This window comes from Geodermatophilus sp. DSM 45219, from assembly GCF_900104025.1.
GTDB lineage: Bacteria > Actinomycetota > Actinomycetes > Mycobacteriales > Geodermatophilaceae > Geodermatophilus.
Genome location: NZ_FNIQ01000007.1, coordinates 1 through 12,893 on the forward strand (window position 1 = coordinate 1; position 12,893 = coordinate 12,893).

Below are 12,893 nucleotides of genomic sequence, written 5' to 3' on the forward strand. Positions count from 1 at the left end.
CGCTCTCGATCAATCAACCCAAAGAAACCCACAAAAAGGGGTTGTTACTTGGCACTGACTTTCGGCACGCTGTTGAGTTCTCAAGGAGCGGACGCTCACGATGCCCGGCCCGGTGAGGCCATCGATCGCGGCGGCTGTTCCACGTTACGCCGCTCTCCGTGTCCGTCAAGCGGCGGGTCCAGGACCCGGGCTCGGCGCTCGGAGCGGCAGTGCCCGGTGCAACGAGCGTCCCCCGGGTGGTGTTCCTGGGGCCCGCTGAGTTGCCGGGCAGGCGGCGCCTGGTCCGACCTGCGGGCGGTGACTCGGTCTCCGTCCCGCTCCGGTCTCGCCGGGCGCAGAGAGAAGTTACGTCGGTGTCGTCCGGGCTGTCAAACCGGCCCGGGGTGACGGTCGACACCCGGGTGGAACGGCACCGTCACACGCCGTTCACCTGGGCCGACCCGCGCCGGACCCCGGCCACCGAGCGCTTGCCCCGGCGGAGCACCAGCCAGCCGCCGGGGAGCCAGTCGCCGTCCCCCGGCACGGTGTCGGCGTCGGTCACCCGCTCGTTGTTGAGGTAGGCGCCGCCCTCCTTCACGGTGCGCCGGGCCTCGGACAGGCTGCTGACCAGACCGGTCTGCTGCAGCAGCGCCGCGACGGTCGGCGTCCTCCCGTCGACGGTGACGCTGCCGGCCTCCTGCAGGGCGGCGCCCAGCGTCTCCGGTCCCAGGGCGGACAGGTCGTCACGGCCGAAGAGCGCGCGGCCGGCGGCCTCCGCCTGGCGGAGCTCGTCCTCACCGTGCACGAGGCGGGTCAGCTCCTCGGCCAGTGCCCGCTGCAGCGCGCGGGCGGCGGGGCGCTCCACCGACTCGGCGATCAGCGCCTCGACGTCCTCGGCCGGGCGCTCGGAGTACAGCGGCAGCCAGGCGCGGGCGTCGGCGTCGTCGGCGTTGAGCCAGAACTGGAAGAACGCGTAGGGCGAGGTGAGCACCGGGTCGAGCCAGACCGCGCCGCCCTCGGTCTTGCCGAACTTGGTGCCGTCGGACTTGGTGACCAGCGGGGTGGACAGCGCGTGCACCGTCGCGCCCTCGGTCCGGCGCACGAGGTCGATGCCGGCGGTCAGGTTGCCCCACTGGTCCGAGCCGCCGGTCTGCAGCGTCACGCCGTGGCGGCGGAAGAGCTCGCGGTAGTCGTTGGCCTGCAGGATCTGGTAGCTGAACTCGGTGTAGCTGATCCCCGCTTCGGAGTTGAGCCGGGCGGCGACCGCCTCCTTGGCCAGCATCCGGCCGACCCGGAAGTGCTTGCCGATGTCGCGCAGGAAGTCGATCGCGGTCAGGGGCGCCGTCCAGTCGAGGTTGTCGACGTAGACCGGTCCCCTCAGGCCCTCCTGCTCCGCCGGCACCTCGAGGAAAGGGGCCACCTGGGTGCGGATGCTGTCCACCCAGCCGGCGACGGTGTCGCGGTCGTTGAGCTGGCGCTCCGCGGTCGGCCGGGGGTCGCCGATCAGGCCGGTCGCGCCGCCGACCAGGACGACGGGCTGGTGCCCGGCCCGCTGCAGCGCCCGCAGCACCATGAACTGCAGCAGGTGGCCGACGTGCAGGCTGGGCGCCGTCGGGTCGAAGCCGGCGTAGTAGGTGACCGGTCCGGCGGCCAGGTGGGCGCGCAGGGCGTCCTCGTCGGTGCTCTGGGCGATCAGCCCGCGGCGGTGCAGCTCGTCGATCACGTCGATCACGGGCTCAATCCTGCCTGGCCCGCCGGGAGCCGGGTCTGCCACCCGCTCGGAAGACGCTCACCGACTCCGCACCCGTCTCCCAGAACCGCCACGGCAGCTCGGTGGCCACGCTGATCCCGACCCGCGGCCCGGCCGAGACCTGCGCCGGCGGGTCGCCGCGGTGCAGCCGCACCGACGACGACGGGTCGAGCAGGTCGGCGTCCTTGTCTCCGGGCCCGATGGCCAGGGCCTGGGTCAGCCGGGCGGGACCGCGGGCCAGGTCGCGGGGAGCGCGCGCGGCGGGACGGCGGGCGGCGGCGAGGTCCTCCCCCACCACGACGTCCCCGGCGCGCAGCAGCACCGCCGACCCCTGGCCCGCGGCGCCCACGACGACGTTGGCGCACCAGTGCACGCCGTAGCTGAAGTAGACGTAGAGCCGCCCGGGCGGGCCGAACATGACCGCCGCGCGCGGCGTGGGCCCGCGGTGCGAGTGCGCCGCCGGGTCGGTGCCGTCGCCGGCGTAGGCCTCCACCTCGGTGAGCCGCAGCGCCACCCGTCCCTCCGGGCGGTCGGTGACCACCCAGCAGCCGAGCAGCGTGGGCGCCACGTCGTCCGGCGGACCGAGCAGCTCCCCCGCCGTGACGAGCGGTCCCGGAGCGCTCAGAGGGCCGCCGCCACGGGTGAGGACGAGGCCCAGCGGGCGTGCTCGGTGGCCAGCGCCGTGAGCGCGGTGATCTGGCCGGCGACCCGCTCGGGCGCCGTCCCCCCGCGGGCCGTGCGGGCCGCCAGCGCGCCCGGGACCGAGAGCACCGACCGCACCGCGGGGGTGAGCCGCTGGTCGATGCCGGCGAGCTGGTCGTCGTCGAGCTGGTCGAGCTCCAGACCGGCCTGCTCGCAGAAGGCGACCATCGAGCCCGCGATCTCGTGCGCCGACCGGAACGGCACGCCCTGGCGGACCAGCCACTCGGCGACGTCGGTGGCCAGCGCGAAGCCCTGCGGCGCGGCGGCCTCGAGCACCTCGGGTCGCAGGGTGAGGGTGGCCATCATCCCGGTGACCGCGGGCAGGAGCAGCAGGAGCTGCTCCATGGAGTCGAAGACCGGCTCCTTGTCCTCCTGCAGGTCGCGGTCGTAGGCCAGCGGCAGGCCCTTGAGCATGGTGAGCAGGCCGGTGAGGTTGCCGACGAACCGGCCGGACTTCCCGCGCGCCAGCTCGGCGATGTCGGGGTTCTTCTTCTGCGGCATGATCGACGACCCGGTGGCCCAGGCGTCGTCGAGCCGGGCCCAGCCGAACTCGGTCGACGTCCAGAGCACGACCTCCTCCCCCAGCCGGGACAGGTGCACGCCGAGCAGCGCCGCGGCGAAGCAGAACTCGGCGGCGAAGTCGCGGTCGCTCACGCCGTCGATGGAGTTGTCCGAGGCGCGGTCGAAGCCGAGCTCGGCGGCGACGGCGTCGGGGTCCAGCGGCAGGGACGAGCCGGCCAGCGCACCGGAGCCGTAGGGGCTGACGGCCGCGCGGCGGTCCCAGTCCTGCAGCCGGTCGACGTCCCGGGCGACGGCGTGCGCGTGCGCGAGCAGCTGGTGGGCGATGAGCACCGGCTGGGCGTGCTGCAGGTGCGTCATGCCCGGGGCCGGGACGTCCCGGTAGCGCTCGGCGAGGCCGACGAGCGCGGACTCCAGGGAGGACAGCTCGCCGACGAGGGCGCGGACGGTGTGCCGCAGGTAGAGCCGCAGGTCGGTGGCGATCTGGTCGTTGCGGCTGCGGCCGGCGCGCAGCTTGCCGCCGAGCGCGCCGAGCTTCTCGGTGAGCCCCCGCTCGAGTGCCTCGTGCACGTCCTCGTCGGAGTCGATGGCGGTGAAGGTGCCGGCCGCGACCTCGGCGGAGAGCTCGGTGAGGGCGCCGACCATCCGGTCGAGCTCCTCGTCGGTGAGCAGTCCGGCCCGGTGCAGCACACGGGCGTGGGCGCGGGATCCGGCCAGGTCGAACGGCGCCAGCTGCCAGTCGAAGTGCGTGGACTTCGAGAGGGCGGCCATCGCCGGGGACGGGCCGCCGCCGAAGCGGCCACCCCAGAGCCGGGTGTGCGTAGGGGCGACAGGCTCGGCCGGGCTCACGGTGCGGGGTCCTCCAGGTCGTTCTTCAGCTCGGGGTAGGCGGCGGGCAGGCGCTGGGCCATCGCGCGCAGCCGGTCGGCCAGGGCGACCCCGCCGTCCGGCTCGCGGGAGACGACCAGCAGAGTGTCGTCCCCCGCGATCGTGCCCAGGACGTCGGGGAGGCCGACCTTGTCCAGAGCGGAGGCCAGGAACTGCGCCGCGCCCGGCGGCGTGCGCAGGACGGCGAGGTTGGCGCTGCCCTCGGCGGAGGTCAGCAGGTCGGCCAGCAGCCGGGTGAGCCGGGCCGGCGCCGCCTGGGCCGGACGCAGCGGGGCGTTCTCCGGCGGCAGCACGTAGGACGCCGGTGCGCCGTCCGACCCGCGCATCTTGACCGCGCCGAGCTCCTCCAGGTCCCGCGAGAGGGTGGCCTGGGTGACCTCGATGCCCGAGCCGGCGAGCAGGCCGGCGAGCTGGGTCTGCGAGGTCACCGGCTGGGCCTCGATGAGCTCGCGGATCCGCGCCTGGCGGGCCGAGCGGGTCAGCGCCGTCGTCACCGCCGCCCCCGGGATCGTCGGCGCGCGGGCCGGCCGGGCGCGCGGGTCGTCACGAGTGCTCCAGGAGGCGCGAAGGACGTGCGCCCTCCGGGGCGCGACGGGCGACGGCCGGTCTCATGAGTGCTCCAGGAGCCAGATGAGGACGGCCTTCTGCGCGTGCAGCCGGTTCTCCGCCTCGTCCCACACCGCGCTCTGCGGCCCGTCGATGACCGAGCCGGCGATCTCCTTGCCGCGGTAGGCGGGCAGGCAGTGCAGGACGACGGCGTCCGCGGCGGCCCGGGCCAGCGCGTCGTCGTCCACCGCGTAGGGCAGGAACGGTGCGACACGGGCGTCGTACTCGTCCTCCTGCCCCATGGACACCCAGGTGTCGGTGACCAGGACGTCGGCGCCGTCCGCGGCGGCCGCCGGGTCGTCGGTCCAGCGCACCGAGCCGCCGGTCTCCGCGGCGATCTCCCCGGCCCGCTCGAGCACCTCCGGCGAGGGCTGGAAGGACTCCGGCGAGCCGATGCGCACGTGCATGCCCGCCGTCGCGCCGCCCAGCAGGTAGGAGTGCGCCATGTTGTTGGCGCCGTCCCCGAGGTAGCTCATCGTGAGGCCGGCGAGGGCGCCCCTGCGCTCGGCGACGGTCTGCAGGTCGGCGAGGATCTGGCAGGGGTGGAACCCGTCGGTGAGCGCGTTGACCACCGGCACCCGGCTGACCGCGGCCATCGCCTCGACCCGGTCCTGGCCGAAGGTGCGCCAGACGATCGCGGCGACCTGCCGGTCCAGCACGCGGGCGGTGTCCTCCACCGACTCGCCGCGGCCGAGCTGGCTGCTGCCGGCGTCGACCACCAGCGGGTACCCGCCGAGCTCGGCGACGCCCACGGAGAAGCTCACCCGGGTGCGGGTCGAGGGCTTGTCGAACAGCACCGCGACCGCGCGCGGCGCGCCGTTGGCGGCCCGCAGCGGGGCGGGCGCGGCCGCGGTGTGCCGGGTGCGCTTGAGCTCGGCCGCCAGCGCCAGCACCTCGGCCTGCTCGGCGGGGGTCAGGTCGTCGTCCCGCAGGAAGTGGCGGGTCACTCCTGCACCGCCGCGTCCAGGGCCGCCGGCAGAGCCGTGACGAAGGCGTCGACCTGGGCGTCGGTCAGCACCAGGGACGGCGCCAGCCGCAGCACGTCCGGGGCGACGGCGTTGGCGAGGAAGCCGGCGTCCCGCAGCCGGGCCTCCAGGGCGGCGGCGACCGGCGCGGTGAGGACGACGCCCAGCAGCGCGCCCCGGCCGCGGACGCCGGAGACACCCGGGTGGCCGAGGGCCTCGATGCCGGCGGTGAACCGGTGCTCGAGCTCCTTGGCCCGTTCCAGCAGCCCCTCGTCGCGGATCGTGTCCAGCACGGCGAGCGCGGCCGCGGCGGCGATCGGGTTCCCCCCGAAGGTGGAGCCGTGCGAGCCGGCGGTCATCAGGTCGGCGGCGTCGCCGAACGCGAGGGTGGCGCCGAGCGGGAGCCCGCCACCGATCGCCTTGGCCAGCGTGACGACGTCCGGCGCCACGCCCTCGGCCTGGTGGGCGAACCAGTGGCCGGTGCGGCCGGTGCCGGTCTGCACCTCGTCGACGGCGAACAGCGCACCGGCCGACCGCGCGGCGTCCTGCGCGGCGGCGAGGTAGCCGGGCGGGGCCGGCTGCACGCCGCCCTCGCCCAGCATCGGCTCGAGCAGCACCATCGCCGTGGCCTCGCTGACCGTGCCGGCCAGCGCCTCGGTGTCCCCGTAGGGCACGAACCGGACGCCGCCGGGCAGCGGGGCGAAGGCGTCGGCCTTGCCCGGCTGGCCGGTGAGCGCCAGCGCGCCCATGGTCCGGCCGTGGAAGGAGCCCTCGGCGGTGACCACCTCGGGGCGCCCGGTGAGCCGGGAGAGCTTGAACGCGGCCTCGTTCGCCTCGGCGCCGGAGTTGCAGAAGAAGACCCGGCCCGGCCGGCCGGCGAGCTCCAGCAGCCGCTCGGCGAGGGTCACACCCGGCTCGTGCATCGCCAGGTTGGAGACGTGGCCGAGCCGCGCGGCCTGCGTGGTGATCGCCTCGACCACCCGCGGGTGGGCGTGGCCGAGGATCGTCGTCGCGATGCCGCCGAGCAGGTCGGTGTACTCACGGCCGTCGACGTCCCACACCGTGGCGCCCTCGCCGCGGGCCAGCGCCACCGGCGGGGTCCGGTAGTTGTTCATCATCACGGCCGACCAGCGGGTGGCCAGCTCCTCCGTGCGGGTCATGCCGGCTCCTCCCCGGTGGTGCCGCGGGCCGGGACCACCATGGTCCCGGTGCCCTCGGACGTGAACATCTCCAGCAGCAGGGCGTGCGGGGTGCGGCCGTCGACGACGGTCGCCCGGTTCACCCCGCCCTCGACCGCCCGCAGGCAGGCGGCCATCTTCGGCACCATCCCCGAGTCCAGGGTGGGCAGGATCTCGGCCAGCTCGGCGGCGTCGATCTGCTGCACCAGCGAGTCGCGGTCGGGCCAGTCGGCGTAGAGCCCCTCGACGTCGGTGAGGACGACGAGCTTCACCGCGCCCAGCGCCACGGCCACCGCCGCCGCCGCGGTGTCGGCGTTGACGTTGTGCACCACGCCGTCCGGATCCGGGGCGACCGTGGCGATCACCGGGATGTGGCCGGAGTCCAGCAGCGCCCGCACCGGCGCCGGGTCGACCGCGACCACGTCGCCGACCAGGCCGACGTCGACCGGCTCGCCGTCCACCACCGCGGCGGTGCGCTCGGCGGTGAACAGGCCGCCGTCCTCGCCGGACAGGCCCACGGCCAGCGGGCCGTGCTGGTTGATCAGGCCGACCACCTCGGGGGTGACCTGGCCGGTGAGCACCATGCGGACGACGTCGATCGTCTCCTCGGTGGTCACCCGCAGCCCGCCGCGGAACTCGCTGGCGATGCCGAGCCGGCCGAGCATCTCGGTGATCTGCGGGCCGCCGCCGTGCACGACGACGGGCAGGATGCCGCAGGTCCGCAGGAAGACCATGTCCTCGGCGAAGGCCCGGCGGCACTCCTCGTCGACCATCGCGTGGCCGCCGTACTTGATCACCACGACGTTGCCGTGGAACTCCTTGAGCCACGGCAGCGCCCCGGTGAGCACGGCGACCTTGCGGGCGTCGCCCTCGGGGTCGTCGGTGCGCATGACCCGGCTGGTGCCGATCCGCTTGCGGACGGCGGGCACGGTGGGCGGTGCCTCCTCGACCCGGACGTCGGGCGGGGTGGGGTCCTGGGCGGTCACGTGGAGTACGCCGAGTTCTCGTGCACGTAGGCGATGGACAGGTCGTTGGTCCAGATCGTGGCCTGCTCGCCACCGGCGCCGAGGTCGACGTCGATGGTGATCCGGCGGCCGGTGAGGTCGACGCCCTCGCGCGGGTCGCCGATCGCGCCGCCGCGGCAGACCGTGACGCCGTTGATCGTCACGTCCACCCGGTCGGGCTCGAAGGCGGCGTCGGTGGTGCCGATCGCGGCCAGCACCCGGCCCCAGTTGGGGTCGTTGCCGAACAGCGCCGTCTTCAGCAGGTTGTTGCGGGCGCAGGCGCGGCCGGCGGTCAGCGCGTCCTCGACGCTGGCGGCGTTGCGGACCGTGATCGCGATGTCCTTGGTCGAGCCCTCGGCGTCGGCCAGCAGCTGCATCGCCAGGTCGGTCGACGCGGCGGTGAGCGCCTCGGCGACCTCCTCGGCCGACGGGGTGACCCCGCTGGCGCCGGACGCCATCACGATGACCGTGTCGTTGGTGGACAGGCAGCCGTCGGAGTCGACCCGCTCGAAGGAGACGCTGGTCGCCTGCTCCAGCGCGGTCCGCAAGGTGCCGGCGTCGACCACCGCGTCGGTGGTGAGGACGACGAGCATCGTGGCGAGGCTCGGCGCGAGCATCCCCGCGCCCTTGGCCATGCCGCCGACGGTCCAGCCGTCCCGCGCCTGCACGGTCGTCTTCGGGACGCTGTCGGTGGTCATGATCGCGCGGGCGGCGTCGTCCCCGCCGTCCTCGCTGAGCGCCGCCACCGCCGCGGTGACCCCGGCAGTCAGCTCGTCCATGGGCAGCCGGACGCCGATCAGGCCGGTGGAGGCCACCGCGACGTCGATCGCGCCGATGCCCAGCTCCGCTGCCGCGTGCTCGGCGGTGGCGTGGGTGTCACCGAAGCCCTCCGGCCCGGTGCACGCGTTGGCACCGCCGGAGTTCAGGACGACCGCCCGCGCTCGCTCGCCGGCCAGCACCTGCCGGCTCCAGAGCACCGGCGCGGCCGGGAAGCGGTTGGTGGTGAAGACGGCGGCGGCGGTGTCGTCCGGGCCGTGGTTGAGGACGACGGCGACGTCGAGGTCGCCGCTGGACTTCAGCCCGGCCGCGACCCCCGCCGCGGAGAAGCCCCTGGGCGCGGTGGCGCTCACGGTGCCACCCCCACGACCGGGAGGCCCGTCGTCTCCGGCAGGCCCAGGGCGAGGTTGGCGCACTGGATCGCCGCTCCCCCGGTGCCCTTGGTCAGGTTGTCCACGGCGGCGACGACGACCAGCCGGCCGGCGTCGGGGTCGACCGCGAGCTGCAGGGCGACGGTGTTGGCGCCGAGCACCTGTGCCGTCGTCGGCCACTGCCCTTCGTGCAGCAGGTGCACGAACGGCTCGTCGGCGTAGGCCTTCTCGTAGGCGGCCCGGGCGGCCGCCTCGTCGGTCCCCGGGGCGAGCTTCGCCGAGCAGGTGGCGAGGATGCCCCGGCTCATCGGCACCAGGGTCGGCGTGAAGCTGACGCGGACCGGCGCACCGGCGGCCCGCGACAGGTTCTGCACCATCTCCGGCGTGTGCCGGTGCACCCCGCCGACGCCGTAGGCGCTGACCGATCCCATGACCTCGCTGCCGAGCAGGTGCGGCTTGGCCGACTTCCCGGCACCCGAGGTGCCGCTGGCCGCGACCACGACCACCTCGGGCTCCACGAGACCGGCGGCAAGCGCCGGGGCGAGGGCGAGGGTCACCGAGGTCGGGTAGCAGCCGGGGACGGCGATCCGCCGGGCGCCCGCCAGCTCCTCCCGCTGGCCGGGCAGCTCGGGCAGGCCGTAGGGCCAGGTGCCGGCGTGCTCGGAGCCGTACCAGCGGGCCCACGCGGCGGGGTCGTTCAGCCGGTGGTCGGCGCCGCAGTCGATGACCAGCGTGTCCTCGGGCAGCTGCGCGGCGATGGCCGCCGACTCCCCGTGCGGCAGGGCGAGGACGACGACGTCGTAGCCGGCGAGGTCCTCCGCGTCGCTCGGCTGCACCTCGAGGTCGGCGTAGGGCAGCAGGTGCGGCTGCAGCTCGCCCAGGCGTCGGCCGGCACTCGAGTTGGCGTGCACCCCGGCCAGCCGGAGGTACGGGTGCCCGGCCAGCAGCCGGCACACCTCTCCCCCCGCGTACCCGGTGGCGCCGGTGACCCCGACCGTCCACGTCCGCCCTGGATTCATGGTGCATGACCATACACGGGCGTGCATGACTGTTCACGGCGGGAGGGGGCCAGTAGGTGCGTTCCACGGAGGTCGTGCTCTGCCCACGGTGGTGGGCAGAGCACGAGCTGCCGCGGACTGACTCTTTCGCCACCATGCGGGTGTGCTGCTCGAGGCGTGTGTCAACGGTGCCCGGCGTCCTTCGCGGCACCCGGCCCTCCCCGTCACCCCGGCCCAGCTGGCGGCCGACGCCGTGGCGGTGGCGTCGGCCGGAGCCGGGGCGGTCCACCTGCACGTCAAGGACGCCCAGGGCGCGGACACCCTCGACGGCGCGGCGCTGGGCGCGGTGCTGGCGGCGGTACGGGCCGCCGTCCCCGGTGTGCCGGTGGGTGTCACCACCGGGGCGTGGGCGGCACCGGACCCGGCCGACCGGCTGGCCGCCGTCGCCGCGTGGACGGCGCTGCCCGACTTCGCGTCCGTCAACTGGCACGAGCCCGGCGCCGAGGACGTCGCCGCCCTGCTGGTGGACCGCGGCGTCGGCGTCGAGGCGGGGCTGTGGCACGCCGAGGCCGTCGAGAGCTGGCGGCGGTGGCCGGACCGCGACCGCTGCCTGCGGGTGCTCCTGGAGCTGCCCGCCGGCCTCGACGAGGCGGCGACCGGCGAGGCCGCCGACGCGCTGATCACGGGCGTGGGCACCGGACCCGGCGGACGCACCGGCGGCGGCGTCCCGGTCCTGCTGCACGGTGCGGGCAGCAGCGCCTGGCCCGCCGTGCGGCGCGCGGGCCGCCGCGGGGTGTCGACGCGGATCGGCCTGGAGGACACCCTCGAGCTGCCCGACGGCTCGCCGGCTCCCGACAACGCCGCACTGGTGCGGGCCGCCGTCGCGCTGCTACCGGGACCGGCGCAGTAGCTCCCGGTCAGCCGAGCGAGCGCCGTCCGGCCCGGACGGCGAAGGCGTCAAGGGCGGCCAGCACCTCCGGTGACTGCCACATCCGGTTGCGCGCGGCGCCGGTGAACTCGGTGAGCACGCCGGCCTCGACCAGCGGCCGGATCGGGCGCAGCGCGTTGGCCGGCGAGACACCCAGCTCCCGGGCGACGGTGGCGGCGTCGACCACCGGCTGGCGGAGCAGCAGGTCGGCCAGCCGCCAGGTGGTCGCCCCACGCCGGGCCCGCACGGTGTCCTCCCAGCCGCGCCGGACGTCGTGCAGCTCGGCGACGAGCTGTCGCGCGTTGGCGATCGCCGCGAAGGAGGCCGTGGCGAGCATGGCGACGATGGGCACCGGATCGCCCGACCGGTAGGCGGTGAGCGTGTCGAAGTACGCGCGGGTGTCGGTGAGCAGACCCGCCGAGACCGGGACGGTGACCCGCCGGGTGAGCCGGCCGGCGCGCAGCATCGCGTGGACGAGCGCCCGCCCGGTGCGGCCGTTGCCGTCGGCGAAGGGGTGGATCGTCTCGAACTGCGCGTGGGCGAGCGCGGCCTGGGCCAGCAGCGGCAGGTCCGTCCGCCGGGCGAAGCGGACCAGGTCCGCCATCAGCCCCGGGACGGCGTCGGCGTGCGGCGGCACGTACTCCGCGCCGTGCGGCCCGTAGGAGTCCCCGCCGATCCAGACCGGCTCGGTGCGCCACCGCCCGGCGATGCCCGGGTCGACCGTGCGGAGCAGGGCGTCGTGCATCGCGAGGACGGCCCGCTCGTCGACGTCGTCCGCCAGGTCCAGGGCCGCCCGCATCGCGGCCACGTTGCCGACGATCTGCTGGGCGTTCCGCTTCTCCGTGCTGCCCATCTCGGCGAGGAGGACGGCCCGGGCACCCGAGGTGAGGTTCTCGATCATCGACGAGGACGCCGACTCCGACCGCAGCAGCACCACGGCGAACGGCGCGAGCTCCGCGCCCACCTCGGCGTCGAAGCGGGCGATCTCCGCGGTGGCCTCGGCCTCCAGCGCGGCGACGTCCGACGGCAGGCCGACCCGCACGTCGGCGATGGCGGGGACCACCGCCGCCCGGTAGGGCCCGACGTGCCGGGCGCGGACGGCCCGGGGCACCGCGTCGGCCGGGATGCCGGGAACCCAGGGCCGCTCCTCGGCGCCGATCGCCGGCCACCGCGGGAGCACGTCCGACGACATCGGGTCATCTTATCATCACTTGCGTCGCAATTGACGACAGCGGCCGGGGCTCCCCTCGACGTGCCGCTCCATCCGGCACGCGTGCGCACAGCGCCACCGGGGCATGTAGCCGGTCGACGAGGGCGCCGGCCCGTCCGAGGAGTCCGCACGTGAGCCCGTTCGACCGGATCGTGATCATCTTCAACCCGCACAGCACCGGCGACGCGCCGCAGTCGGCGGAGGAGCTGCACGCCGAGCTGACCCGCCGGCTGCCAGCCGTACCGGTGGAGCTGTGCCCCACCCAGCACGCTGGGCACGCCCGCGACCTGGCACGCGAGGCGGCCCGCACCGGGCGCCCGCTGCTGGTCTCGGTGAGCGGCGACGGCGGGTACAACGAGGTCGTCGACGGCGTCATGCAGGCCGGGAACGGCGAGGCCGTGTGCGCGGTGCGGGCGGCGGGCAACGCCAACGACCACCGCCGGACGACGCGGCGGCGACCCCTGGCCGACGCCGTCGTGGCCGGCGACGTCCGCCGGATCGACCTGCTGCGGCTGACCATCGGCAGCGGGGACGCCGCGCAGGTCCGGTACGCGCACTCCTACATCGGCGTCGGCCTGACCCCGGTGGTCGCCGTCGACCTGGAGGAGGGCGGGAAGGGGTCGTGGAAGGAGATCGTGACCGTGGTGCGGTCCTTCTCCCGGTTCCGGCCGTTCCCGATCAGGCTCGAGGACGGCAGGCGGCGCACCATCGACAGCCTGGTGTTCGCCAACATCGACCAGATGGCCAAGTACGCGACGCTCAGCGAGGGCGGCCGCCCCGACGACGGTCGGTTCGAGGTGATCACGCAGCGGCGCACCGGCAAGCTCCAGGTGCTGGGGACGCTCATCCGGGCGGCGACCCGCGGACTCGGTCCGCAACCCAGCGCCACCCACTACGCGTTCACGGCACTCGCGCCGATGCCGCTGCAGCTGGACGGCGAGCTGGTGGAGCTGGAGGCGGGCACCACCGTCGCCGTCGACATCGCACCGCGGGCGCTGGCCACGGTGTTCTGAAAGGC

At 75.1% G+C, this 12,893-nt stretch carries 12 protein-coding genes; 2 read left to right on the forward strand and 10 right to left on the reverse strand.

The annotated features are described in order from the left end of the window. Positions 1 to 415: 415 nt before the first annotated feature. The 9 genes from tyrS to argC all read right to left on the reverse strand — a co-directional run bounded on the left by tyrS (position 416) and on the right by argC (position 9,758). Positions 416 to 1,711 carry a tyrosine--tRNA ligase gene (gene tyrS / locus BLR12_RS20305; protein WP_091381993.1) on the reverse strand — a complete coding sequence of 432 codons (1,296 nt, stop codon included), beginning with the start codon at positions 1,709 to 1,711 and terminating at the stop codon, positions 416 to 418. Positions 1,712 to 1,715: 4 nt separating this feature from the next. Further along, complete coding sequence (locus BLR12_RS20310) at positions 1,716 to 2,387, reverse strand: DNA-3-methyladenine glycosylase (RefSeq protein WP_369803484.1); 672 nt, start codon at positions 2,385 to 2,387, stop codon at positions 1,716 to 1,718. Further along, positions 2,351 to 3,799 (reverse strand): argininosuccinate lyase, encoded by a 1,449-nt coding sequence (argH, locus tag BLR12_RS20315; RefSeq protein ID WP_091381996.1) that lies wholly within the window; start codon positions 3,797 to 3,799, stop codon positions 2,351 to 2,353. The genes BLR12_RS20310 and argH overlap by 37 nt, the downstream gene beginning before the upstream one ends. Next, entirely contained in the window at positions 3,796 to 4,332 is a 537-nt protein-coding gene (locus BLR12_RS20320) for an arginine repressor (RefSeq protein WP_091381997.1), read from the reverse strand. The genes argH and BLR12_RS20320 overlap by 4 nt, the downstream gene beginning before the upstream one ends. 114 nt (positions 4,333 to 4,446) lie before the next feature. Beyond that, positions 4,447 to 5,391, reverse strand: coding sequence for an ornithine carbamoyltransferase (gene argF, locus BLR12_RS20325; RefSeq protein ID WP_091381999.1), 945 nt, complete (start codon positions 5,389 to 5,391; stop codon positions 4,447 to 4,449). Beyond that, complete coding sequence (locus BLR12_RS20330) at positions 5,388 to 6,569, reverse strand: acetylornithine transaminase (RefSeq protein WP_091382000.1); 1,182 nt, start codon at positions 6,567 to 6,569, stop codon at positions 5,388 to 5,390. Before BLR12_RS20330 ends, argF begins: the two co-directional genes overlap by 4 nt. Continuing rightward, positions 6,566 to 7,573: an acetylglutamate kinase gene (gene argB, locus BLR12_RS20335; RefSeq protein WP_218120768.1), complete on the reverse strand. Its 1,008-nt coding sequence runs from the start codon at positions 7,571 to 7,573 to the stop codon at positions 6,566 to 6,568. The genes BLR12_RS20330 and argB overlap by 4 nt, the downstream gene beginning before the upstream one ends. Beyond that, the gene (gene argJ / locus BLR12_RS20340) at positions 7,570 to 8,721 is read right to left on the reverse strand and encodes a bifunctional glutamate N-acetyltransferase/amino-acid acetyltransferase ArgJ (protein ID WP_091382002.1); all 1,152 of its coding nucleotides are present in this window, start codon (positions 8,719 to 8,721) and stop codon (positions 7,570 to 7,572) included. The genes argB and argJ overlap by 4 nt, the downstream gene beginning before the upstream one ends. Next, positions 8,718 to 9,758, reverse strand: coding sequence for an N-acetyl-gamma-glutamyl-phosphate reductase (gene argC / locus BLR12_RS20345; RefSeq protein WP_091382003.1), 1,041 nt, complete (start codon positions 9,756 to 9,758; stop codon positions 8,718 to 8,720). The genes argJ and argC overlap by 4 nt, the downstream gene beginning before the upstream one ends. Positions 9,759 to 9,900: 142 nt before the next feature. Between argC and BLR12_RS20350 the strand changes: the two genes are divergently transcribed. Further along, positions 9,901 to 10,647: a 3-keto-5-aminohexanoate cleavage protein gene (locus BLR12_RS20350; RefSeq protein WP_091382005.1), complete on the forward strand. Its 747-nt coding sequence runs from the start codon at positions 9,901 to 9,903 to the stop codon at positions 10,645 to 10,647. A 7-nt stretch (positions 10,648 to 10,654) separates the two neighbouring features. On the opposite strand, the gene BLR12_RS20355 is transcribed toward BLR12_RS20350, so the two are convergent. After that, positions 10,655 to 11,857, reverse strand: a complete 1,203-nt coding sequence (locus BLR12_RS20355; RefSeq protein ID WP_091382006.1) for a Fic family protein — start codon at positions 11,855 to 11,857, stop codon at positions 10,655 to 10,657. Positions 11,858 to 12,006: 149 nt separating this feature from the next. Here BLR12_RS20355 and BLR12_RS20360 point away from each other — a divergent pair, with 149 nt between their 5' ends. After that, the gene (locus tag BLR12_RS20360) at positions 12,007 to 12,888 is read left to right on the forward strand and encodes a diacylglycerol/lipid kinase family protein (RefSeq protein WP_091382008.1); all 882 of its coding nucleotides are present in this window, start codon (positions 12,007 to 12,009) and stop codon (positions 12,886 to 12,888) included. Positions 12,889 to 12,893 lie beyond the last annotated feature (5 nt).